The organism is Treponema saccharophilum DSM 2985 (assembly GCF_000255555.1).
Taxonomy (GTDB): Bacteria; Spirochaetota; Spirochaetia; order Treponematales; family Treponemataceae; genus Treponema_D; species Treponema_D saccharophilum.
Genome location: NZ_AGRW01000053.1, coordinates 113,320 through 137,154, shown reverse-complemented (window position 1 = coordinate 137,154; position 23,835 = coordinate 113,320). Strand labels below are relative to the sequence as shown.

Sequence of the window (23,835 nt, the reverse complement as noted above, 5' to 3'; positions counted from 1 at the left end):
CAGGGCTTATGCAGGCAAAGAGCCATAGCCCTGCCGCCAAAATACGACAGGAAAAATTCTCAGTAACTTTTGCTGAAAAAGTCAGTGACTTTTTGAAAATTCTCAGTGACTTTTTTGCGATGGCGGGCTTCCTCGGTGGGGCGCTCCTTTGTTCGGAAAAATGAAAATTCCGGGTGTTTGTGTCCTCGCTCTCTGTGAGTTCGCTTATCGTTTGCCGGAGAAATTCTCGGTGATTTGTGGTATCATGCGGCAATTTTCGTAACAAAAATGAGGAAAAAATATGAAAAGAATAGCACTTCTGGCATTGTCGCTCGTCATTCCGGCGGTTATCACGGGCTGCGCCTCGACGACGCGTACGTCTATTTCCGATTTCTCGCCGATTGCAATCATCGGCGTGGAGGGAAACCCGACCGTCCTGAGAGTGGACTCCAACAACGAGACGGACGAGGACGCGGGCGGCGTTCTGTCGAACGCGATAAACAAAGCGCTTGACGGGAAGAACCCCGAGATTGTTACGGCGCAGGACAGGGTCGACTTCGCGGCGGATGCGCTCCGGCATCTCCTTGAGGATTTGGCGGGAATCGAGGTGATTGACATGGAGACGGTCGCCGGCTGCGATTCGTACAAATACGCGAATATGAACGTCCTGTCGTTCATGAACACGAACATCGCCGCGACGGGCTACGAAGAAGGCATGCTCGCGCTCGGCGCGAAAAAAGCCCGCCTTCTTATGGAAGAAACCGGCGCGAAGGGGCTTGTCTCCGCCGAATTCGAATTCGACAAGCGCACCGAAAAAAAGGAAGTCGTCGCCGTCGTCAAGATGAAAATCCGCCTGTTCGACGCCTCCGGAAAGAACGTCGTCACGCATGATTTCGTCGCGGAGTCTGCAGAGCGCGTCAAAATCCACGGGATGTACGACAGCAAATACGACAAGGACGAATTCGTCGAGCTTTTCAAGCCCACAATCGAAACCGTCATCAAGAAATTCATCATGGAATACCTGTAGCCCGTCCATTCCTCCATGCTGAACGTTTTTCGCAAGGAAGCATGTTTCAGCGTCCGCGTCGTTTGGCGAACGTAAATTCCGGAACAAGTTCGGACTGACGGTTTTCCCTCGGAATGGTTGTTCTTGGCATGTTGGAAAATCCCGTTTCTGAAAAAAAACGCGCATGAGAAACGGGTGATGGCGGGGGCGCGTGGTGTCAAAATCTTGTAAAAAATGTCTGATTCTTCCATAAAATGCGTCGCGGCGGGTGCCTGATGCTGTTTTGCGTCGCGATATTTTTCAAATTGAACCTGTTTTTTTGCGATATTGAGAAAAAAGGCGCAAAAAATCCATTGACTAAAATTCCATTTTTTTCATATATATACGCGTAATTTTTTAGGAGGCGGCAGAACAATCTTTGCCGTAAAAGGTTACGTTCCTGTCCCCATAAAAAAATCACACTGCCCTGAAAAGGGGCATGAAAAAAAAACAAGGAGATTTAAAATGAAAAAAATCGCACTGGCATTGGCGGGAATCGCGCTTGCTTCGTCTTCATTTGCGGAAGGTTTCAAGCTCAGCGGCTTTTTGAGGGCCGGCTGGAGCAATACAATCGACGCGCTCGACACGGACGCGGACGGAAAGGGCGACACTGCTGAGGCTTCTACCGTAAAATGGCTAGCAGGTGACTACTTCGGCGGAAACACTCGCAGCCGTCTCAACCTCGGATGGTCAAACGCCGACGACACGGCGGGAGCATTCGTCCGCCTTCAGTACACGGGCGCGGCTGAGAGCTGGAACATCGCTGCGGTAAAGTATGCGAACGTGTATTTCAAGGGCTTCGACGGAAAGGTCATCATGGCCGCCGGAAAAATTCAGGACAACTACATCGGTTCTGACGGTTGGGAAGGATTCTCTTTCCTCGACGGAAACTCAGGCTTCTTCGCGGGAGTCGCTCCTGTTGACGGCCTCGTAATCGGTGGCGGTGCCGTCGTCGATTATCTTGACGATGTAACAGTTGGAGATAAGGAGGCTCACCGCGCGAGCAAGAACGCCGCGTATGCCGGAGCGAAATATGCGAACGACCAGTTCTCCGTCGCTGCCGCATACGAGTTCGCCGGCGCTTTGTACGGAAACGTCAACGTCACTGCTGTGAAGGATTTGCTCATCGCTCTTGAGGCTTCTTACGCTTCTGACGACGCGCTCGACGCCCTTTCTGACGGAGATGACGGATTCCTCTATGACGCCCAGCTCACGTTCGTCGAGCAGGTCGAGTACACTGGAATCGAGAACCTCACGCTCGGACTTGCTTCTTACCAGTTCCTCAACGACCGCGACATCGACAATACGGGAAAGAAGGACAACCTTGTCGTCACAATCAACCCGGCTGTCCGCTACGACATCAACGAGCTTTTCGCGGCTTCTCTGGAGGGAACCGTCACGATTTCAAACTGGGACGAGAAGGAACTCGGAGATGTCAACAAGACATACGCCACAATTGTTCCTGCCTTCTACTTCAAGCCCGCGCAGGGTGCCGAGGCTCACGTCTTCGCCTCAATCTCTACGGACAAGGATCAGGCAAAACATCAGGTCGGAACGGGACTCAAATTCAACTTCTAGTCTGAGAATTTTTTCCTGACAAAAAAGGCTTTTCCCTCATGGAAAAGCCTTTTTTTTGTCGATGCCGAACGGCTTTCGTAAGGAAGCACGGTTACGCATCCGTGTCGTTTTGCGACCGGGTATTCCGAAACAAGCTCTGAATGGCGGAGCGAAAATGCCATAGGCGCAAAAAAAAGTGCCCGGAAAAAGGGCACTTTTTTTATGAAGGAAAACGCGAATCAGTTGGACTCTGCGGCGCCGGGAAGTCCGATGTCGTTCCTGTGGAACGCGCCCTCGAAGGAGATTCCGTCAATCGCGGAGTACGCTTTTTTCCACGCGTCGTCGAACGTCTCTCCATGCGCGGAGCATGCGAGGACCCTGCCGCCGCTTGTCACGAGCGCGCCCTCGGAATCTTCGACGGCACCGGCGATGAACACCTTCGCGCCGGCTTCCGCGATTTTCTTTTCGTCGAGCGAAATCTTCTTTCCCTTCGCGTATTTGAGCGGATAGCCGCCGGAGACGACGACGGGCGCGACCTGGAACCCGCTTTTCCATTTCATGCCGAACGAACCGAGCGAGCCGTCGATTATCGAGAGGCACATGTCCGCAAAGTCGAAGTCCATCATCGGGAGGACGGCCTGCGTTTCCGGGTCGCCGAGCCTGACGTTGTATTCGAGCGCTTTCGGCCCGTCCTTCGTAATCATCAGCCCGAAGAATATGAACCCGCGGTAATCCATTTCCTCCGCGACGAGCCCTTTGAGCGTCGGCTTCATGATTCTCTCTTCGAACTGCGCCATCGTCTCCGCGGTCACGTCGGAAAGCGGGCAGACGGCTCCCATTCCGCCGGTGTTCGGCCCCTGCGCGCCGTCAAGGAGCCTTTTGTGGTCGCGGGCGGGAAGGAACGGGCGGATTGTCGCGTTCTTCTCGTCGCCCGACTTCACCGAGACAGCCGCGAGGACTGAAATCTCCACGCCCTGAAGGTATTCCTCGATGACGAGCTTCTTTCCCGCGTCGCCGACTGCGTTTCCGTCCATGAGGTCGCAGACGGCTTTGAGCGCGTCTTCCTTCGTCTTCGCGACGACGACGCCTTTTCCGGCGGCAAGGCCGTCAGCCTTTATGACAATCGGAGCGCCTTTTTTCTCGACGTAGGCGAGCGCCGCTTCCTTGTCCGTGAAAGTTTCCGAATCGGCGCAGGCGACGCCGTATTTCTTCATGAAGACTTTTGACAAATCTTTCGAAGCCTCGAGCGCGGCGCCCTTCGCTTTCGGGCCGACTGTCGGGATTCCGTTGTCCCAAAGGGCGTCGGCGATTCCGTCCGCGAGCGGGTCTTCCGGTCCGATGACGGCAAAATCGACGCCTTCCTTTTTGGCGATTTCGACAGCGCCTTCGACGAGCGTCATTCCTGCGGGCGGAACTGCGTTCCGGCATTTCTCCTCATGCGCCGTCCCCCCGTTTCCGGGAACGCAGATGACCTCGCCGACCTTCTTGCTGAGCGCAAGCCTGTGGGAAATCGCGTGCTCGCGACCGCCCGAACCGATGACTAAAACTTTCATATTCTCTCCAAGAAAATTTGTTTTGTTGCAGAATAGTGGTGGATTTTTGCGAATTTGTCATTAAGTTGTCCCCGTTCTCCGCGATGTTCCCCCCCGTTTCCGCATCCCCTATTGCTGGGCGAGGCCGAAGCGCGGGGGATTGTCAGCAGGCGGAGCTAGGTTTTTCGATGCGCTCGCAGATGAGCGACGAGGCGAGGAGGGCGAAAATGATTTTCTCCTTCGGGAACGTCCGCGCGGGATGGTAGAGGTCCATGCAGATGAGCGACTTTTCCGATTTCACTTCGAGCGTTGACGATATGCTCGCGCCCCTGTACATGTCGAACGTTTTTTTGTCCAGCGTCTCGAACGTGTTCGTGTTGTCGAGGTGCAGAAAACCGAATTTATTGAAGAATTTGAAATATTCCTTCGGTTCCTTGAGCCGTTCCGCCCGTATATCGCCGTGTTTTTCCTGCGATTCCTGCGTCAGCGTCTCGCATTCGTGCGTCACCGAAAAATGCTCGTCGTACACCGTTATCTTGTTCACGCCCATGTACGAGCGCAGCATCTCTATCGCCGTGTCGATTTTTCCTTCCCCGGAAAGGGCGCGTATTATCTCCCGCTCCGATTTCGCCGCGCTTTTCAGGAATTCGCCGCTTGAAATCGCGTTCTCGTTCTTCTTCCTGTTCACGATTATCTCGTCGTGAAGCTCCGGCTTGTAGATTATGTAGCAGTTCCGCCCTTTGTCCTTCGCGATGTACAGGCATTTGTCCGCGATGTTGAACAGCTCGTCGTAGTTTTTCGCGTTCGCGGGAAAGCGCGCTATTCCCATGGAGCAGGTGACGATGCTTGACGGTTCCGCCGCCGTTATGCTCCACTGGATTCCGATTCTGATGTTCCGCGCGATGTTCCTTATGTCGGACTCGTCCGTTTTGTCGAGCAGGATGAGGAATTCGTCGCCGCCGATTCTGCCGGCAATCCCGACGTTCCGTATCGAATCCTTTATGCACGATGCGACTGCCGAAAGCACCTTGTCCCCGAACGCGTGCCCGAACGTGTCGTTGCATTCCTTGAATTTGTCCACGTCCATTATTATCAGCGTCGTCGGCGTTTTCCGCTCGTTGATTTTCTGGATTGCAAGCTCCGTAATCGCCTTTTTGTTGTAGAGGTCGGTCAGGCCGTCCTTCGTCTCCGCGTAGGCGTTGTGCATCGGCGTGCGCTCGTCGCCCAGCGTTATGCTTCCGACGAGGCTCCGTTTGCTTCTCGTGCTTGTTTTCACCGTGTGGACGGTAATCAGGTTTGAGTCGGTCTGGAGCATTTTGTATATTTTGTTCGAGACGAACCGCTTTGTGTCATCAATCAGCGCGTAGAACTGCTTTTCGGAATCGCCGTTCGTCTTGTCGATTTTGAAATACTCGGCGAAGAAATTCCAGAATTTGTCCGGCCGTCCCTCGAAGATGTACGTCGTGTCCTGCGTGTTCTTGAGGATTATCGTCTTCCCGTTGTAGACGAAATAATTCGCGTCGAAGTTCTGCAGGAGCGCGTTGTATTCCCGCGATTGGAGTAGCGCCTTGTCCAGAAGCTGCCGCGAGTACGCAAGCTCCTTCACGTCCACCCTGAACAGCCCGTTCTCGGCGTTCTCGACATGGAAGAGGCAGTTTTTGCTTGTTATCTCCGTGGAATTCCGTTTCGTGTCGAATACGAGCGAGCCGCGCCCTTTGAATTCCAGCCGCGCAATGAAATAAGGATTCCCGTCCGCCTCGTCAACGTATTGAGACGGAAAATTCGTGAGGAATCGTCGGAATGTGTCGCTGTCGGCGTCGCTCATGAAATTCGCAATGCAGATTTTGGGGTCTGTGACATTGAACAACCTCATGAAACTGCGGTTTCCTTCTTTTGCGTTCAGGTCTTTGTCTATTATGAAGGAGACGTCGCTTATTCTTCGTCTGTTGAATGGCTCCAAAATAATCCTTCTTCGATTTTTGGTGTAAATTATATGGTATATAGTTTCATAAGGCAAATTAGAATTTTCGCTGTGACCCGGTGTTTTTTCCGCGCATCCGGATTCTAAAAAAAACGGATTGAGGATAGTATGTCCTCTCCGCGTGGAGGCGCATCTTTTTGTTTATGGAATATTTCTTTCTTCTTGTCGGAATCGCGATTCTCGTATTGGCGTTCATGATTCTCAGCCGGTTCACGAAAGCGGGAAAAACGGGGGATGAAAGCGCTCCGCCTGCCCCGGGATTCGTGACGTGCCCGGTGTGCGGGATGCCGCTCTCAAAAGGGGAGAACCTCCACTCGAAGATTTTCCGCCCGATGACGACGCCCGACCAGCGGATGACGGTTCAGGGCTGTCCGCACTGCTACCCGCGCGTCATGCCGGGAATTTCGCGGAGATGCCCGGTATGCGGGAAGCCGCTTTCCCTTGACGACGAGCTTGTCGCGCGCCTTTTCAACAGGGCGGACAATAAAAAGCACGTCATGATTCTCGGCTGCTCGAAGTGCATGTCCCCGCGCGCGAGGGATTAGGCCCGTCCGCCGGCGCCGTTGTCCCGAAACTGCCGCTTTCTGACATGCCTCTTGATTCGTTTCCTTCCTTAAAAATCGTTCGGAAGCCGCCCCGCGCTTGCCTTTTCCGAATTTTTTCTTGGAAAATAAATTTAAAAATTTTAAAGTTTTGCACATTGCCGCCGAAATTATATATGTAAGGTTCGTGCGACCTTGCACAGTTATTAACTGTCGATAATTAACCAATCTTATAAGGAGATATTTTATGGTTATCAATCACAATATGAGCGCAATGTTTGCTCAGCGCCAGGGTGGAGTCACGGAGTTGAACCACTCTAAGAACTTGGAGAAGCTCTCTTCTGGAGAGAAGATCAACCGTGCTGGAGACGACGCTTCTGGACTCGCAGTTTCAGAGAAAATGAGAGCTCAGATTCGTGGTATGAACAAGGCTTCAGAGAACGCTCAGAACGCCATCAGCTTCATCCAGACAACTGAGGGATACCTCCAGGAGACAACTGACATCGTTCAGAGAATCCGCGAACTTGCCGTTCAGTCATCTAACGGTATCTACACGGATGAGGACAGGATGCAGATTCAGGTCGAGGTTTCAGCTCTCGTCGCTGAGGTTGACCGCATCGCTTCTCAGGCGCAGTTCAACGGAATGAACATGCTTACTGGCCGCTTCGCACAGTCTACAGGTGAGAACACCGTTACTTCTTCTATGTGGTTCCACGTTGGTGCCAACATGGATCAGAGAATCCAGGCTTTCATCGGCACGATGACTGCTGCTGCTCTCGGAGTTCGCTCTGTTGGAAATGAAGAAATCATCTCCCTCGAGGATCCGGATTCAGCTAACCGCGCTATCGGAACTCTCGACGAGGCACTCAAGAAGATCAACAAGCAGCGCGCTGACCTCGGTGCTTATCAGAACCGCCTCGAGAAGACAGTTGCTGGCTTGAACAACAGCGCTGAGAACCTCCAGGCTTCTGAGTCTCGCATCCGCGATACAGATATGGCTAAGGAAGTTGTTGATTCTACAAAGAATCAGGTTCTCGCTCAGGCTGGACAGGCTATGCTCGCGCAGGCTAACCAGTCAAGCCAGAACGTCATGTCACTCCTCCGCTAGTCTTAAGGCTGCGGTTTAGTGCTTTGACACAAAGGCTTTGAGCCACAAAAAGCACTTCGGTAGAAGTGCTTTTTTAATTCTACCAAAAACAATTTTATAAAAATCAACGTTGTTGATTTAGCCTTGTAAAGAAAAGCTCGTCCGTTTGCGGCGGGCTTTCTTGTTTTCCGCGCGCTCTTCCCGTTTTCCTGTCCTTCTGGTTGTTGAATTTTTTTTTCTCTTATTGTTATCAGCGTGCAACATATGTTATTGACTAGTGATGTTCATTATTGGTAAATTACTATAGTTAGTTTTAGGTAACTTTTTGGATATATGGGAGGAGGTCATTCTATGCCGCTTTTGTTTGCATCTGTTGGTGATGAGGTCGTCGTGAAAAATGTTGGGGGCTCGTTGGATGTCAAGCAGCATTTGAACGAAATCGGATTCAATGCTGGTGCTTCAATAACCGTCATCCAGAAAATTTCCACGGGGCTTATCGTCAAAGTGAAGGAATCAAGGATTGCCATAGACAAATCTATGGCATCAAAAATCATGGTTTGATTCATGAACCGACCCTTTTAGCGGGGTCGGTGTTTTTTTCGGGCGGAATTCTCCGCTTTTTTTGTCGGTTCGTATTTAATTTATGGGGGAATATAAAAAATGACATTGCGAGAAGCAAAAGTTGGCTGTTCTTACAAAGTTAAGAAACTCAATGGCGAAGGTGCCCTCAGGCATCGCCTGATGGACATGGGGTTCACGAACGGATGCCCGTTTTCCGTCAGGAAAGTAGCTCCGCTAGGTGATCCTGTCGAAATCACCATCCGCGGGTATGAGTTGTCCGTCCGCAAGGACGATGCTGAGAACATTGAAATTATAGAGGCGTAAAGAAAATGGGCATAAAGATTGCATTGGCAGGAAATCCGAACTGCGGAAAGACGACGATGTTCAACTCCCTGACGGGGGCGTCACAGTATGTCGGAAACTGGCCTGGCGTAACGGTCGAGAAAAAAGAGGGAAAGGCAAAGGGGTTCGATGATGTCGTCGTCACGGACCTTCCGGGAATATATTCGCTTTCTCCGTATACGAGCGAGGAAATCGTCAGCCGCGATTATTTGGCGAGCGATGAGCCTGATTCCGTGATAAACATCGTCGATGCCACGAACATCGAGAGAAACTTGTATCTGACGACGCAGATTCTCGAATTGGGGAAACCCGTCGTCCTCGCGCTCAACATGGTCGATTCTCTCAAGAAATCGGGCGACAAAATCGACGTGAAAAAGCTCGGCGAGAAGCTGGGAATCGAAATCGTCGAGACGGTCGCGCTCCACAACAGGGGCGTCAAGGAGGCTGTCCAGGCTGCCGTTGATGCGGCGAAGAAGAATGACGGCGGGATAAAGAAATGCTTCTCTTCCGAAATCGAGAATGCGATTTCCGACGTTATGGAGCTTTTGCCGTCCTCTGTCGCGCACAATCTCAAACGGTGGACCGCGATAAAGGTAATCGAGCGCGATTCCGTCGTTCTCGGAAAACTCGACATGACTGACGAGGCGAAGGCGAAGGCGGAGTCGGTCACGGCGGAGCTTGAGAAGAAAAACGACGACGACATCGAGTCGATAATCACGAACGAGCGATACAATTACATAACGGATTTGCTCGGCGATGTCGTGGTGAAATCCGGAAAGAAGATGACGACGTCCGACAAGGTTGACTCCGTCGTCACGAACCGATTCCTCGGCATCCCGATTTTCCTCGGCGTCATGTGGTTCGTCTATTACCTTTCGATTTCGACTGTCGGAACGTTCATGACGGACTGGACGAACGACACGCTCTTCGGCGAGCTTCTGATTGGAAAATTCGGCGAATTCCTCGGCGGCGTCGGCGTGAATGCCGTCCTTGTGGACTGCATCGTCAACGGAATAATCGGCGGCGTCGGAACGGTTCTCGGGTTCGTCCCGCAGATGGCCGTCCTCTTCTTTCTCCTTTCAATCGTGGAGGATGTCGGATACATGGTGCGAATCGCGTTCGTCATGGATCGCGTTTTCAGAAAGTTCGGGCTTTCGGGAAAATCGTTCATCCCGCTCCTCGTCGGAACAGGCTGCGGCGTTCCCGGAATCATGGCGTCGCGCACGATTGAGAACGAGAACGACCGCCGCATGACAATCATCACGACGACATGGATTCCCTGCGGCGCGAAACTTCCCGTAATCGCCATGATTGCGGCAATCGTCGCGACGAAACTTACCGGCACGAACGGCGGCTGGGTTGCGCCGCTCATGTATCTCATCGGAATCTGCTCCGTCCTTCTTTCTGCGGTGATGCTCAAGAAGACGAAGCCGTTCCACGGTTCTGCCGCTCCCTTCATCATGGAGCTTCCGCAGTACCATCTTCCGCAGCTCAAGACGGTTCTTCTCCACACGTGGGAGCGCCTTAAGGGGTATATCATCAAGGCGGGAACTGTCCTTTTCCTCGCATGTCTCGTCATGTGGTTCCTTTCAAGCTACGGGTTCGTCAACACGGAGAATCCCGAGGCGCGCAATTCCGGCTCGTTCGGTCTGTGCGCTTCCATAATCGAGGATTTCGAGGCGGAGGATGCGGAGAAGGCGGGCGACAGTTTTGAGTCTGCGTTTGCCGACCCGTCGGAATATTCGCTTATGGCAACGGTCGGAAACGGGCTGCGCTATGTGTTCCTTCCGCTCGGATTCGGAAACGAGAAGGGCGGATGGCAGGCTGCGGCTTCCTCTATCGCGGGATTTACGGCGAAGGAGGCGATTGCCGGAACGATGGGCGTCCTTTCGGGAGTTTCGCAGGATGATGTTGACGCGATGGCAGAAGCCGAGAACGTTAGCGACATCATCGGCGGGGCGGAAGCTGAAGACGGCGCGGAAGCAGAAGACGAGGAAGAGGGCGGAAACGCCATGAACGCGGTCAACGCCATCGCCGAATGGTTCCCGAGCGCGCTCGCGGCATTCTGCTTCCTGCTTTTCAACCTGCTCGACTCTCCGTGCCTTGCCGCAATCGCGACGATGGCTTCCGAGCTGAAAAACCGCAAGTGGTTCTGGTTCGCAATCCTGTTCCAGAACGGTTTCGCGTGGATTGTGACGTTCTGCGTTTTCCAGGTCGGCTCCGTCATTGCGGGCCACGGAAACATGGGCGGCGCCTCTACTGCGGGACTCGTCGTGGCGATTCTCTTCATCGCGGCGATTCTCTTCATGCTTTTCAGGCCGAATCCTTACGCTAAGGTCGATTCAAAAAGATAATAAATAGACCTGTTCGATAATTTCGTTATCGCTCAGGTCGACGGGTTCAAAAACGTGCAGATAGCATTTTGAGGTAACCTGTCCGGCTGTTTTTCGGCATGGTGTGACATGATATCGCGGGCGGAAAATCCATCATCCGCCCGCGTTTTTTTGGGAAATATGATATGGAGGTTTTTATGGTCGCGAACGCTATAGCCGTCGCCTTTATCGCCGCGTGGATTTTTGCCGCCGTGCATCTCATCATGAAGGACCAGAAGAAAGCCCGCGATTCCGGGGTTCCCGTCGGCTGCTGCGGCTGCGCGGCGTACAAATCGGGAAAATGCGCGCATTGCAAATCCCCGCGCTGACAATTCCGTGACGTTTTGCTCCTGTTCGATGGCGGTTGTTTGTTCAAATAGGGCGAAAACGGTGATATAATGGCGCATGTTTAAAAAGTGTTCCAAAAACAAATCGGGCGGAAGAAACGAAAAGGACAGCCTCCGCTCGTTCGTAATCACGCTCTTGATGCTCGCATCGGCGCTGATTTTCCTCGTCCTTTATACGTTCTTTTCTTTCTATTCCATTTCCCGCGCCGACTCAATCTCTGTGGGGAGCAAGACCGTCAACGAGGTCAGCGAGAAAATCAACAATTTCCTCCTCAAAGGATTCAATGTCCTTTCAGTGACCTGCAACACGGTCGATTTTATGGTCGGGAACGGCGCGCCTGATGGCACAATAGAAAAATACATCCGCTCGATGACGATGGCGAACCTCAGCTCGGAGTCGGGCTCGTTCCTGAACATCCACGGAATCGTCAACGGAAAATTCGTCAACGGGCTCAAGGAAAACGTTCCCGAGCATTATTTCTCGAAGAACGACGACTGGTTCATCTCCGCGGTGCGTGCCGGCGGAAAGCCCGTCATCTCGTCACCGTACATCGACCCGATTTCGCACTCGCTGATTGTTTCCGTGTCGCGCCTCCTTTCCGATTATTCGAGCGTCATCTGCATCGACATTTCTATGAAGGCTATTCAGGAAATCGCGCGCGACATTTCGATGAACGATAGGGGCGTCGGCTTCATCCTCGACAAAAGCTCTCTCATCATAACGCACCGCGACCCGAGTCTTATCGGGCGCCATGTCCTCAAGGATGCAAACGTGGATGAGAACTTCCGCGCGCTCGTCGGGCGGATAATCGAATCGTCGAAGAAGACGACAGAATCGGGCGTCCATTTCGATGTCATGCTCGGCGAAGAAAGGTCGATTGTCTTTTCGAGCCAGGTCGATATCAGCAACTGGTACGTCGTTATCGTCGTTCCGTATTCGGAGCTTTTCGGGAAACTGATGGAAAGCATCGTGCTGAACGCAATCGGCATCGTAATCATCATCTATCTTGTCCTGTATTCGTGCATCGTCTCGTACAACAAGCGAAAGCGCCTTGAGAAGGAAGTCGAGGCGAAGAACGCGGAGAGCATCGAGCAGTCGAACAAGCTCATATCAATGCAGACGTGCGTAATCGAAGGAATGGCGACGCTCATCGAGGAGCGCGACGGTAACACGGGCGAGCACATAAAGAACACGAAAGTCTATTCGCAGTGGATTGCGGAGATGCTCTACCTCAAGCGGATGTTCCCCGGCATCGTGACGAAGGATTTCGTGAAGAATATCTGCGATTCCGCGCCGCTCCATGACATCGGGAAAATTACGGTTCCCGACAAAATCCTCCTCAAGGATTCCAAGCTCGACCCGATTGAGATGGAGGTCATGAGGCAGCACACGATTCAGGGCGGCATGATAATCAGGAAGATTTTCAAGGATGTCGTCGACAAGGACGCGTTCCAGATGGCGCTCGACGTGGCGATGTTCCATCACGAGCGGTGGGACGGAAAAGGATATCCGAGCAACCTCGTCGGCTCGAACATCCCCTTGAGCGCGCGCATCCTCGCGGTCGCCGACTGCTTTGACGCACTAGTCTCTCGGCGCGTGTACAAGCCGTCGATTCCCGCCGAGAAAGCGTTCCTCATGATTGCGGATGAGGCTGGGACGCATTTCGATCCCGACATCGTCGATGTGTTCATGCACCTGAAGCCGAAAATCGAGTCGTATCTTGAGCACCGCGCGCAGGAGGAGCGGCGCAAGATGGAAAGCCGCCAGAGCATGAACGCTTCCTCGTCCGACGAGCCGGCCGAGACCGTCGAGGAACTTGAGGAAGTCTGACGGGCGTTTCTTCTAAAAGCCGATTTTCTTCGAGCCGTTCTTGTCGTCCTGGATTTTCAGAAGCTCCGAGGCGATGAACGGCGCGTCGACGTCCTCTTCGTCCATGAACCTGATTCTTCCGGCAAGCGAGCCGAAATCGCCGGGGGTCACGGTGCCGCGCGAGCAAATCCGCCCGATTTCTCCTGCGCTGAATTTGTATTTCCCGAAATAAGTTTTCAAAAGGCGCACGATTCCTTCTTTTGTGAGCGGGTTGAACTGGACGCAAATGTGGAACCGCCTGTTCATCGCGGGATCCATCGTCTCCTTCATGTTCGTCGTGCAGATGAGAATTCCCGAGAATTCCTCCATCTGCGTCAGGAATTCGTTCACCTGCGTCCGCTCCCAGCTGTGTTCGGCGCCGCTTCTCGACGTGAAGAACGAATCCGCCTCGTCGAACAGCAGAATCTGCTCCGTCTGTTCCGCCTCCTCGAACGCCGCGCGTATGTTCTTCTCGCTCTCGCCGACGTACTTGTCCGAGATGTCGGAGACGCGCTTGAGGAGAATTTTCTTCCCGATTTTCTGCGAGATGTACCGCGCGAATTCCGTTTTTCCCGTCCCGCTAGCGCCGTAGAAAAGCATCCGTATTCCGTTCTGCGCGGATTTGTTCTGCTCGCTGAATTTGCGCGCGTTCTCCACCATGCGTATGATTTTTTCCGCGGGGATGCTCGTGTTCAGGACGGTCTCGTCGTATGAGGGCGTGACGAACTGCCGCATCTTCGCTTTCCCGTACAGAAGCGCGGAATTCGATTCGAGGACGTTGCGCACGTCGTGCAGGATTTCGTCGTCGGAGCAGCCCTCGGGTATGCATTCGAGCGTTTTCGCGATGTTCTCGATGGAGGAGCCGGTGACGTGGTACTGGCTGCACAAATCGAGAATCATGCCGTGCATGTGCCGGCTTATTTTTCGCGAGCGGCATGCTTTCCTGAGCGCGTTGTCCGCGATTGAGCGCAGCATTTTTTCCGGCATCTCGTTGAACAGAATCGAGTACGTGAATCTCCGCTTCGTCGATTCCTCAATCTGCTGCGTGTGGTTCACAATCCAGATGACTTTGTTGTTGCAGTTCTCGAAAATCTTGTTGACGGTTCCCTTCCTTGCCGAGGAGCTTCCGTCGATGAACATGGAGAAGAGGAATTTCCGCGTCTCGAGGAGCGTGTCCGCCTCGTCGATTATAATCAGCGAATTCTCCTTGTTTATCGAAAGAAGGCAGGTGAGGCGGCAGAACAGGTTGTCGAGCATGTCCAGCTCCATGTCGTTCCTGAAAATGAACGCGCGGAGGGAGCATTCCTTTGCGAGCGTCTTTGCGAATTCCGTCTTTCCCGAGCCGGGCGCTCCGTAGAGCAGGATGTTCACGTTCTTGGAGTTCTTGAGGAGCATCTGCGCGATGTCGATGGATTCGGGCGGGATTGCGTAGCTTCCTGCGCTGAACGAATGCGAGACATCCTCCTCCTTGAGAATTTCGGCGAAGAACGCGTCCATGTTCCCCGAGCGGATGCATTCGAGCGTCTCCTGCGGGATGTCGCAGTCCGCCTCAAGGAAGCCGAACGCTTTGAGTTTCTGGTCCATCCGCAGTATCGTGTTCATCTCTGCCGCGCCGATGTCGAGCGTCTTCTCGCAGACCACGTTCAGCCTGTCGAAAACCTCGCGGGTGTAGATGTCCCTCATCTCCGAAATCGCGTTCATCCTGTAGATGAAAAGCAGCACGCGCGACTCGTTCTCGGAAAGGTTTACCGCGTCCTTTATGAACGCGACCGGGCTCGTGTCGCAGACTGCCCTGACGGCGCCGTCCGACATCTTCTTCCCGCCGCCGAACTGGAAGACGCGCGAAATTATCTCGGCGAACATGCCCTCGTGCCGGTCGGAAAGAAGCAGCGCGCGGTAGAAATTGATTTCGTAGGCTTTGTGCGGGATGTTCTCGTGCGGAATCTCGTCGTCTATTTCCGAGTCCTCGGCGAATTTGTACTTCGTCTTCGTGCCGCGGAACGTCGGGAGCGCAATCTGAATCTCCGTCCCGTTCTCTGCGATTGCCGTCGTCCGCTCGCCGTTCTTCGATATGGGCGTCAAAAGCCCGCGCGATTCCATCGACGAAACCTCGTCCGCGACGACTGATTCGAGCGACTGGATTTTGTTCGCCCGCCGCACAATCTTGAAAAAAGTCTCCGCGTAATCGCCGACGATGTCGCCGTTCTCGCTTTCCGCAAAAATCCTGCTGAGATAGAAGGCAAGCGTGCAGCATTCGTCTTCGGAAAGCGACATCACGGAATCTCCCGCTCCCCTTGTCGCATTGTACAGTCTTCTCACAATTCGTTCTCCATTTCAGTGTGCATCTGGGCTTTGTAAAGCATGCTGTATTCGCCGCCTTTTTTCATAAGCTCCTCGTGCGTTCCCTGCTCGACGATTCCCTTGTTGCCGACGACCGCGATGATGTCGGCGTGTTTTATCGTGCTGAGCCTGTGCGCGATGACAATCGTCGTGCGCCCCTTCGAAAGTTCCCTGAACGCGCCCTGGATTTTCTGCTCCGTCACGGAATCGAGCGCGCTCGTCGCCTCGTCGAGGACAAGGATTGGCGGATTTTTGAGGAACACGCGCGCGATTGCGACCCGCTGCTTCTGCCCGCCGGAAAGCTTTATCCCGCGCTCGCCGACGATTGTGTCGAACCCGCCGCTCATTTCCTGTATGTCGCCGAGAATTTCCGCGCGCCGAGCCGCCTCCTCGATTTCTTCGTCGCTCGCGCCGGGTTTTCCGTATGCGATGTTTTCTTTTATCGTGCTCGCGAAAAGGAAAACGTCCTGCTGAACGAACCCGATTTGCTTCCGGAGGCTTTTGAGGGTGATGTTCCGCGTGTCCGTCCCGTCGAGGAGAATCTCGCCGGAACGCTGCTCATAGAAGCGCGGAAGAAGATGGCAGAGCGTCGTCTTTCCTCCGCCGGACAGCCCGACAAGCGCGACGGTCTTTCCCGCGGGAATCGAAAGGGAGACGTTCTCCACGACGTCCGTTCCGCTTCCGTACCCGAACGAGACGTTCTTGTACTCGATGTCTCCCCGGCAGTTTTTTATCTCGGCGGCGTCGGGGGATTCCGCCATTTCTTCGTGCGTCTCCATAAGCTCGCGGAAGCGCGCGAATCCCGCCATTCCCGTGGAGAACTGCTCGACGAAATTCGTGAGCCGCCGTATCGGCTGGAGGAACGCCGCGACGAAAAGGTTCGCCGCAACGAGGTCGCCTACTGTCATCTTTCCCTTTATGATGAAAAAACCTCCGACGGCGAGGACGAGCACGTTCAGGATGTGCGTCGCGAAATCCATTCCGCTCCTGAATCCCGCCATAGCCTTGTAATAGATTTTCTTTGCCGAGACGAACGATGCGTTCGATTCCGCGAATTTTTTGATTTCGTATTCCTCGTTCGTGAACACTTTCGTTATCCGCGCGCCAGAGATGGAGCTTTCGAGCGCGGCGTTTATCTCCGCCGTCTGAGATTTGACTTCCTTGCTCGTTTTCATCAGCCTTTTCTTGCAGAAATGCGTCATCAGGACCATCACGGGAAGCGAGACGAAGACGATGAGCGCGAGCTGCCAGCGTATTCTCATCATCACGAAAAACGCGCCGCCGAGCGTGAGGACTGAGATTATGAGGTCTTCCGGTCCGTGGTGCGCGAGCTCCGCAATCTCGAAAAGGTCCGTGGATGCGCGGCTCATTATCTTTCCCGTCCTGTTCTTGTCGAAAAAGCCGAAGCCCTGGTTCTCTATGTGCGTGAAAACGTCGCGCCTCATTGCCGCCTCGACGTACACCCCGAACAGATGCCCGAAATAGCTTATGAACCATTGCGCCGCCGTCCTCAAAAAATAGAGCGCGAATCCTGCCGCGACGACGATTGCGAACGCTTTTGCCGTCTGCTCGGGCGCAGACGAATAGCGCGGCAGAATCCCGTTGAGCGTGTGCCGCGAAAGAACCGGGAACGCTATGTCGATTGCGGAAATGACGACCGCAAAAGCGATGTCGGCGGCAAAAAGCCCTGCGTGTCCCCTGAAATACGACAGGAACACGAAAACATCGTTTTTCTTGAAATTCATTGTAATCTCCTTGTTTTGCGAATCTGATTCTATCATGAATCGGAAATTGTATTGCTATGTCGGGCAATCGTATCGGCCTCCGGCGCTTTTTATGACGGTGGGGACGGAATGGATTCGATGTCGGCTAATCTCTAAAGTGCGTCGGAACTGTAACTCGAACGGGTGCTGGGCTTGTGGTATACTGAAAACCGTCGGCGGATTTTTGCCGGCAAAGCGGTAATCGCATTTTTTTTCTTTTTTAGGAGACGCAGAATGGACATACGGTATTCGACGGGAAAAATCCCGTTCAGGACGATGACGACGGACGAGATGCGCGACGAGTTCCTCGTCAAGGACATTTTCAAGAAGGATGACGTTACGGCGGTCTACAGCCACATCGACAGAATCGTCACGATGGGCGCGATGCCCGTGAGCGGAGCCGTCAGGCTCGACAAGAACATCGACGCGATGAAGGATTTCGGCGTTGATTTCTTCCTCCAGAGGCGCGAAATCGGAATGATAAACATCGGCGGAGACGGAATCGTCGTCGCGGACGGCGTCCGCTACGAGGTGAACCACTACGACGCGCTCTATCTCGGCGCGGGCACGAAGGACGTCACGCTTGAGAGCAAGGATTCGTCAAAGCCCGCCAAGTTTTACATGAACTCGACTCCGGCGCACAAGACGTTCCCCAGCCGCATCATCACGTACGAGCAGGCGAACCACATCCACATGGGAAGCGCCGCCGAGTCGAACGACCGCACGATAAACCAGTACATCCACCCCGACATCCTTGAGACGTGCCAGCTTTCCATGGGAATGACGCACCTCGAGACCGGCTCCGTCTGGAACACGATGCCCGCGCACACGCACGAGCGGCGCATGGAAGTCTACTTCTACTTCGACTTCCCCGAGGACCAGGTCGTCTTCCACTTTATGGGCGAGCCGCAGGAGACGAGGCACATCGTCATGCACAACGACGAGGCCGTCATCAATCCGTCGTGGTCAATCCACTCAGGATGCGGAACGTCGAACTACACGTTCATCTGGAGCATGGGCGGCGAGAACAGGACGTACACCGACCAGGACTGGATTAAGACGCCCGATTTGAGATAGAAATCGTTTTTGTCCGAATACGGAACAGCCCGCGTTTATGAGGCATCCCGAAAATCGTTTCCTGACTTTCGGGCGCGCTTCATCAGGCGCGGGCTTTTTTTCGCGGCATCGCTTTCCTTGATTTTATTTTTCCTTTGCGCAAGAATCGGCTCATTTTGGAGGAGTTTGCATGAAATATTACGTTGATGCCGGAGCTGCTGACGGCGGGGACGGTTCCGAGAAAAATCCGTTCCGAACGATTCAGCGTGCGGCAGACAGTGCCGTTGCGGGCGACGAGGTTATCGTCGCCCCGGGAATTTACCGTGAGTCCGTCGTCCCGAAAAACGGCGGGGAGCCGGGAAAGCCTGTCGTCTTTCGCTCGGAGAAAATCGGCGGCGCGCACATTACGGGAGCGGAGGAGCTGAAAGGGTGGGAGCGCGAGGACGGGGATGTTTTTGTCGCGCGCGTCCCGAACAGGATTTTCGGCGGGAGAAATCCGTTTTCCACGTCCGTGAGCGGCGACTGGTTCATAGCGTCCGATGCCGCGCATATCGGGGACGTTTTTCTGAACGGAAAGTCGATGTACGAGGCGCGGAGCCTTGATGAAGTTCGGAAGGCGGAGGTGTTCGTTCCGTCGTGGGAGCAGGATTTCTCCGTGTTCAAGTGGTTTGCCGAACAGGACGAGCGCGCGGACGAGACCGTAATACACGCGAATTTCCGCGGGAAGAATCCCGATTCCGAGAACGTCGAGATTTCCGTGAGGAGCTTCTGCTTCTCTCCGTCGAGGGAGGGCGTCGGGTATATCACGCTGAGCGGGTTCATGATTTCAAAAGCCGCCACGCAATGGGCGCCGCCGACTGCGTTTCAGGAGGGAATGGTCGCGCCGCGCTGGTCTAAAGGCTGGGTCATCGAGGACTGCGAGATTTTCGAGTCGAAGTGCGTTGGAATCTCCCTCGGAAAATATTTTCAGCGCGGGAACGACAACAAGTGGCTCATCACGAAATTCAAGGACGGAACACAGACGCAGCGCGACTGCGTTTGCCGTGCTGTCATCGACGGATGGTCGCGCGAGACGGTCGGCTCCCATACAATCCGGCGATGCGATATCCACGACTGCGGGCAGGCGGGAATAGCCGGAAACATGGGCGGCGCGTTTTCCGTCATCGAGGGGTGCCGCATCCATCATATCAACAACAAGCAAAATCTTGCCGGGGCTGAAATCGGCGGAATCAAACTGCACGCGGCAATCGACGTGACGTTTCGGCGGAACGACATCCATCACTGCACCCGCGGAATATGGCTTGACTGGCAGGCGCAGGGAACGCGCGTTACGCAGAATCTCTTCCACAGCAACACGCTTCCCGACGAGCGCAACATGAACGAGGCGAGCATGGGCGGCTGCGGCGAGGATTTGTTCATCGAGGTCTCGCACGGGCCGACGCTTGTTGACAACAACATATTCCTTTCCGACCGGGCTATGAAGCTTCCCGCACAGGGGGTCGCGCTCGTGCACAATCTTATTGCGGGAAGTTTTACTACCGTGGGGCGTGGCGTGGACAACGGTTCTCCGACGATGCCGTCTCCGCGATACACGCCGTACCATCTTCCGCACCGCACGGAAATCGCCGGTTTTATGACGATTCTCCACGGGGATTTCACTTTTCTCTCCAATATATTCGTGCAAAAGAGCGTCCGTCCGGCTCTTTCTGAACATGAGAAGCGGAGCCGCGACAACGAATGGGACGACGGGAACACGAGCGCAGGGACGTTCCCGTTCGATTTCTGCCCGTCGTTCGATGAGTGGAAATCCGCGTTCGGCGGCTACTGCGGAATGGGCTCGTCCCCTTCCGACCGCTACTACAAGCCGCTTCCTGTCTGGGCGTGCGGAAACCTCTACTTCAACGGCGCGCGGCCAATGGAAAAGGAACATGACGCATACGTTGACGGAACAAATCATGTGACGCTCTCTCTGGAAGAGAAAGACGGCAGGCTGCATCTCCGGACAAACCTCTACGGCTTTGTTCCTGACCGAGCCGGGAAAATTCTCCGCACGGAAGATATCGCGCCTGCGTTTGAGCCTGAGCAGCGCTACGAGAACAGCGACGGAAGCGCGATTGTGTTCGACGAGGATTTCCTCGGCAGGCGGAGGTTCGGAGGAGCTGTCGCAGGTCCGTTCGCGTCTGCCGATGATGCGGCGGCTCCGTTGTTCTGATTCTTTTGTGTGTTTGCCGGATTTTTTGCGCGAAGGAATGTCGTTCCCGGTCGTGCGCCAAAGTTGTTCGGGCTTTTTGTGGGAGAAAAGAGCTGGAACGTCCGGAATTGTGGCGACGTGCGCTTTGAATCGGGATTCGGGCGGGAAGTGCGTGCATTTTCTTTCATTTTGGTCGAATTCCATTTGAAAATCATGTGGCAAATCCATAAAATGAGACATATCTTTTTTCCTTCGCCTCTGCGGGGCTTGCTGACCGCATGTGGAGGGTCTTTAAAGCGAGGTTTTTATGTCGGACAAAATCGATTTTACAATCGAGCAGCTCGGGGAATGCAAGGTGCCGTCCCCGATTGAGCTTTCGAAGCAGCACGGAGAATTCAGGGCGAACTACGTTAAGGACACTTCGTTTGTCCGCAACAAGGTTAATGTCTTCGAGGATAACTACAGGGAGAACAATCTTACTCCCGACAACCTCCTTCAGAAGGCTGGACCGCGCGAATTCATCTATTTCAATCCTGCGCACGTCACGGCCGCCATCTGCACGTGCGGCGGTCTCTGCCCCGGTCTCAACGACGTCATCCGCGCCGTTGTCCGCTGTCTCTACTACCGCTACGGCGTCAAGAAAATCAAGGGCTTCCGCTTCGGTTTCAAGGGATTCTTCGCCGACAGCGGGTACGATACTGTTGACCTTACGCCGGAGCTTGTCGACGATATCCACAAGATTGGCGGCTCGTTCCTCGGAACGTCGCGCGGCGGCGGAAACAGGGTCTCCGACATCGTTGACTGCATCGAGTCGCTCAGCATCAATATGCTTTTCGTAATCGGCGGCGACGGAACCCAGCGCGGTTCTCTCGACATCGCAAACGAGGTTGCCCGCCGCGGTCTCAAGGTCGCCGTTGTCGGAATCCCGAAAACGGTCGACAACGACCTGACTCTTATCGACCGCTCGTTCGGATTCGAGACTGCCGTCCAGCGCGCGCGCGAGGCTGTCGCGGCAATCCACATGGAGGCGCATTCACAGGTGAACGGAATCGGACTCGTGAAGCTTATGGGACGCGAATCGGGATTCATCGCCACTGCTACGGCGCTCGCCTCTCACGAGACGAATTTCTGTCTTATTCCCGAAGTTCCGTTTGACCTCGACGGCCCGAACGGATTCCTCGCGCATCTTGAGGCTCGTCTCAAGAGCCGCGGCCACGCTGTCGTAATCGTCGCGGAGGGAGCCGGACAGGAGCTTCTTCAGACGACGAACGAGACGGACGCTTCCGGAAACAAGAAGCTTTCCGATATCGGAATCTACCTCAAGGACAAGATAAACGAGTATTTCGACAAGAAGGGAATCCACACGAACCTCAAGTACGTCGACCCGAGCTATCAGGTCCGCGCGTCAGTCACGACCGCGAACGACTCCATCTATTGCGAGCGCCTCGGAAACAACGCCGTCCACGCCGCGATGGCAGGAAAGACGAAGTGCGTCGTCGGTCTCGTCCACGACAAATACGTCTACATTCCGATAACGGAGGCCGTCAGGAAGCGCAACACCGTCGACCCCGAAGGCTCGCTCTGGCGCGATGCCCTCGACGCGACCGGCCAGCCGATTCTCATGGTCAACAACATCGCCACGCTCAAGGACAGGATGGGGCTGAAATAGCGCTTGCGCTTGCCGACCGTTTTCCCGTTCTAAGTTCGGCATTGTCGGAGCAAGCGTGCGCCGGTGCGCGGGAGTGCGCACCTTCCCTGATGGCGTGATTTTGTATTGGTGTGTTCCAGGTTCCTTAGTGGGGCTTGGGACATTTTTTTTGCGCAGGTGGGTGGGTCGATTGCGGGGCGGGGATTCCTTATAATCTGGGGAGAGGGCGGTATGCTGACGTATGATTTTCGCGGGGCGGATGTCCCGATGTACAGGTTTATTTACGAACGGGTGAGGGACGACATCGTTTCGGGGCGGCTTTCGACTGGGGAGCGGCTGCCGTCGAAGCGGGCGCTCGCGAAGAATCTCGGCGTGAGCACGATAACGGTTGAGAGCGCGTACGACCAGCTCATAAGCGAGGGGTATGTTTTCGCGATTGAGAAACGCGGGTATTTCGTCGCGCAGATTCCGGAGCGGGTCTCGGTCGCGCATTCGTCGATTCCGCGCGCTTTGGGGAAAGTCGTCCTTCCCGAGCAGAATCCGCCGTGCGCGTTCGATTTTTCGTCGGGGATTATGGACAGCAGGAATTTCCCGTTCTCCGTCTGGGCGAAGCTCATGCGCGGCGTCCTTTCGGGGCGCGGGCAGGATTTGCTCAGGATGCCGGTTTGTTCGGGCGCAATCGAGCTGAGGCGCGCGATTGCGGGGCATCTCTCTTCGTTCCGCGGGATGGAAGTCGACCCCGACCAGATAATCGTCGGCGCGGGAACGGAATATCTCTACGGGCTTCTGATAAAGCTCCTCGGGCGCGACAAAATTTACTGCGTGGAGAATCCCGGATACCGGAAGATAAAGCAGATTTACGAGGCGAACGGAATCCAGTGCCGCGACGTCGACATCGGGGCGGACGGAATTTCCGCGCAGTCGCTCAGGGAATGCGGCGGGCAAATCGCGCACATAAGCCCGAACCACCATTTTCCGACGGGAATAACGATGCCGATAGGACGGCGGTACGAGATTCTTGAATGGGCGTTCGAGGATGAGGAAAGGTTCATCATAGAGGACGACTACGACAGCGAATTCCGCCTGAACGGGAAGCCTGTGCCGCCTTTGCAGAGCATCGATTCGCGCGGGAAGGTCATCTACATGAACACGTTCTCTAAATCGCTCGCGTCGACGATACGAATCAGCTACATGGTCCTGCCCGTGCAGCTCGCCAACGAATTCTACAGGACGCTCTCGTTCTATTCATGCACGGTCCCGACGTTCGAGCAGTACACGCTCGCCGAATTCATCTCGCGCGGGTTTTTCGAGAAGCACATAAACAGGATGCGCCTCCAGTACGGAAGGAAGCGGCGCCGCATAATCGAAAGCGTGAGGAGCATTTTCGGTGAGGACGAGTGCGCAATCATAAAGAACGACTCGGGGCTTCATTTCCTCCTAGAATTCCGGACGGCGCTTTCCGATTCCGAGGTCGAGTCGCTCCTTTTGTCGCGCGGAATCAGGATAAGGGCTGTTTCCGATTACCGCCTTTCCGGAAAAAGCGAGCGCGAGCATCTTTTCATACTCGCGTACTCGAACATCGACATGAAGTCGCTCGACGACGCGCTCATGACGGTCAGGAACGCGCTTTTTGGCGGATGATT

Annotated in this window: 18 protein-coding genes; 14 read left to right on the top strand and 4 right to left on the bottom strand. The window is 54.4% G+C overall.

All coding sequences use genetic code 11. The features are described 5' to 3' along the window. Positions 1-8 precede the first annotated feature (8 nt). The 3 genes from TRESADRAFT_RS16325 to TRESADRAFT_RS12210 all read left to right on the top strand — a co-directional run bounded on the left by TRESADRAFT_RS16325 (position 9) and on the right by TRESADRAFT_RS12210 (position 2,602). Complete coding sequence (locus TRESADRAFT_RS16325; protein ID WP_002706084.1) at positions 9-164, top strand: hypothetical protein; 156 nt, start codon at positions 9-11, stop codon at positions 162-164. 116 nt (positions 165-280) lie between these two features. Further along, entirely contained in the window at positions 281-1,006 is a 726-nt protein-coding gene (locus tag TRESADRAFT_RS12215; protein WP_002706083.1) for a hypothetical protein, read from the top strand. Positions 1,007-1,489: 483 nt separating this feature from the next. Further along, a complete protein-coding gene (locus TRESADRAFT_RS12210; RefSeq protein WP_002706082.1) occupies positions 1,490-2,602 on the top strand; it encodes a hypothetical protein in 1,113 nt (370 codons plus the stop codon). A gap of 218 nt (positions 2,603-2,820) precedes the next feature. Here the strand turns inward: TRESADRAFT_RS12210 and purD are convergent, their stop codons facing one another. Together purD and TRESADRAFT_RS12200 are read right to left on the bottom strand one after the other, a co-directional pair. Beyond that, a complete protein-coding gene (gene purD / locus TRESADRAFT_RS12205; protein ID WP_002706081.1) occupies positions 2,821-4,134 on the bottom strand; it encodes a phosphoribosylamine--glycine ligase in 1,314 nt (437 codons plus the stop codon). Positions 4,135-4,276: 142 nt separating this feature from the next. After that, positions 4,277-6,073: a GGDEF domain-containing protein gene (locus TRESADRAFT_RS12200; RefSeq protein ID WP_002706079.1), complete on the bottom strand. Its 1,797-nt coding sequence runs from the start codon at positions 6,071-6,073 to the stop codon at positions 4,277-4,279. A gap of 164 nt (positions 6,074-6,237) precedes the next feature. Here TRESADRAFT_RS12200 and TRESADRAFT_RS12195 point away from each other — a divergent pair, with 164 nt between their 5' ends. The 7 genes from TRESADRAFT_RS12195 to TRESADRAFT_RS15350 all read left to right on the top strand — a co-directional run bounded on the left by TRESADRAFT_RS12195 (position 6,238) and on the right by TRESADRAFT_RS15350 (position 13,176). Continuing rightward, positions 6,238-6,639, top strand: coding sequence for a hypothetical protein (locus TRESADRAFT_RS12195; protein ID WP_040843078.1), 402 nt, complete (start codon positions 6,238-6,240; stop codon positions 6,637-6,639). Positions 6,640-6,883: 244 nt separating this feature from the next. Continuing rightward, positions 6,884-7,744 (top strand): flagellin N-terminal helical domain-containing protein, encoded by an 861-nt coding sequence (locus TRESADRAFT_RS12190; RefSeq protein ID WP_002706075.1) that lies wholly within the window; start codon positions 6,884-6,886, stop codon positions 7,742-7,744. Between the two features lie 330 nt (positions 7,745-8,074). Beyond that, entirely contained in the window at positions 8,075-8,284 is a 210-nt protein-coding gene (locus TRESADRAFT_RS12185) for a FeoA family protein (RefSeq protein ID WP_002706073.1), read from the top strand. Between the two features lie 99 nt (positions 8,285-8,383). After that, positions 8,384-8,608: a FeoA family protein gene (locus TRESADRAFT_RS12180; protein WP_002706071.1), complete on the top strand. Its 225-nt coding sequence runs from the start codon at positions 8,384-8,386 to the stop codon at positions 8,606-8,608. Between the two features lie 5 nt (positions 8,609-8,613). Beyond that, a complete protein-coding gene (feoB, locus tag TRESADRAFT_RS12175; protein ID WP_002706070.1) occupies positions 8,614-10,980 on the top strand; it encodes a ferrous iron transport protein B in 2,367 nt (788 codons plus the stop codon). Positions 10,981-11,156: 176 nt separating this feature from the next. Then, positions 11,157-11,327: a hypothetical protein gene (locus tag TRESADRAFT_RS16095; RefSeq protein WP_002706069.1), complete on the top strand. Its 171-nt coding sequence runs from the start codon at positions 11,157-11,159 to the stop codon at positions 11,325-11,327. 76 nt (positions 11,328-11,403) lie between these two features. Next, positions 11,404-13,176, top strand: a complete 1,773-nt coding sequence (locus tag TRESADRAFT_RS15350; RefSeq protein WP_002706068.1) for an HD domain-containing phosphohydrolase — start codon at positions 11,404-11,406, stop codon at positions 13,174-13,176. Between the two features lie 12 nt (positions 13,177-13,188). Here the strand turns inward: TRESADRAFT_RS15350 and TRESADRAFT_RS12165 are convergent, their stop codons facing one another. Further along, positions 13,189-15,513, bottom strand: coding sequence for an AAA family ATPase (locus TRESADRAFT_RS12165; protein WP_141607380.1), 2,325 nt, complete (start codon positions 15,511-15,513; stop codon positions 13,189-13,191). Beyond that, a complete protein-coding gene (locus tag TRESADRAFT_RS12160) occupies positions 15,510-17,279 on the bottom strand; it encodes an ABC transporter ATP-binding protein (protein WP_002706066.1) in 1,770 nt (589 codons plus the stop codon). Before TRESADRAFT_RS12160 ends, TRESADRAFT_RS12165 begins: the two co-directional genes overlap by 4 nt. Positions 17,280-17,531: 252 nt before the next feature. Between TRESADRAFT_RS12160 and kduI the strand changes: the two genes are divergently transcribed. From kduI to pdxR, 4 genes are all read left to right on the top strand, one after another. Next, a complete protein-coding gene (gene kduI / locus TRESADRAFT_RS12155) occupies positions 17,532-18,374 on the top strand; it encodes a 5-dehydro-4-deoxy-D-glucuronate isomerase (RefSeq protein ID WP_002706065.1) in 843 nt (280 codons plus the stop codon). A 169-nt stretch (positions 18,375-18,543) separates the two neighbouring features. Then, entirely contained in the window at positions 18,544-20,565 is a 2,022-nt protein-coding gene (locus tag TRESADRAFT_RS12150; protein ID WP_002706064.1) for a right-handed parallel beta-helix repeat-containing protein, read from the top strand. 286 nt (positions 20,566-20,851) lie between these two features. Further along, the gene (locus TRESADRAFT_RS12145; protein ID WP_002706063.1) at positions 20,852-22,213 is read left to right on the top strand and encodes an ATP-dependent 6-phosphofructokinase; all 1,362 of its coding nucleotides are present in this window, start codon (positions 20,852-20,854) and stop codon (positions 22,211-22,213) included. A gap of 210 nt (positions 22,214-22,423) precedes the next feature. After that, complete coding sequence (gene pdxR, locus TRESADRAFT_RS12140) at positions 22,424-23,833, top strand: MocR-like pyridoxine biosynthesis transcription factor PdxR (RefSeq protein WP_002706062.1); 1,410 nt, start codon at positions 22,424-22,426, stop codon at positions 23,831-23,833. The last annotated feature ends 2 nt before the right edge of the window (positions 23,834-23,835 follow it).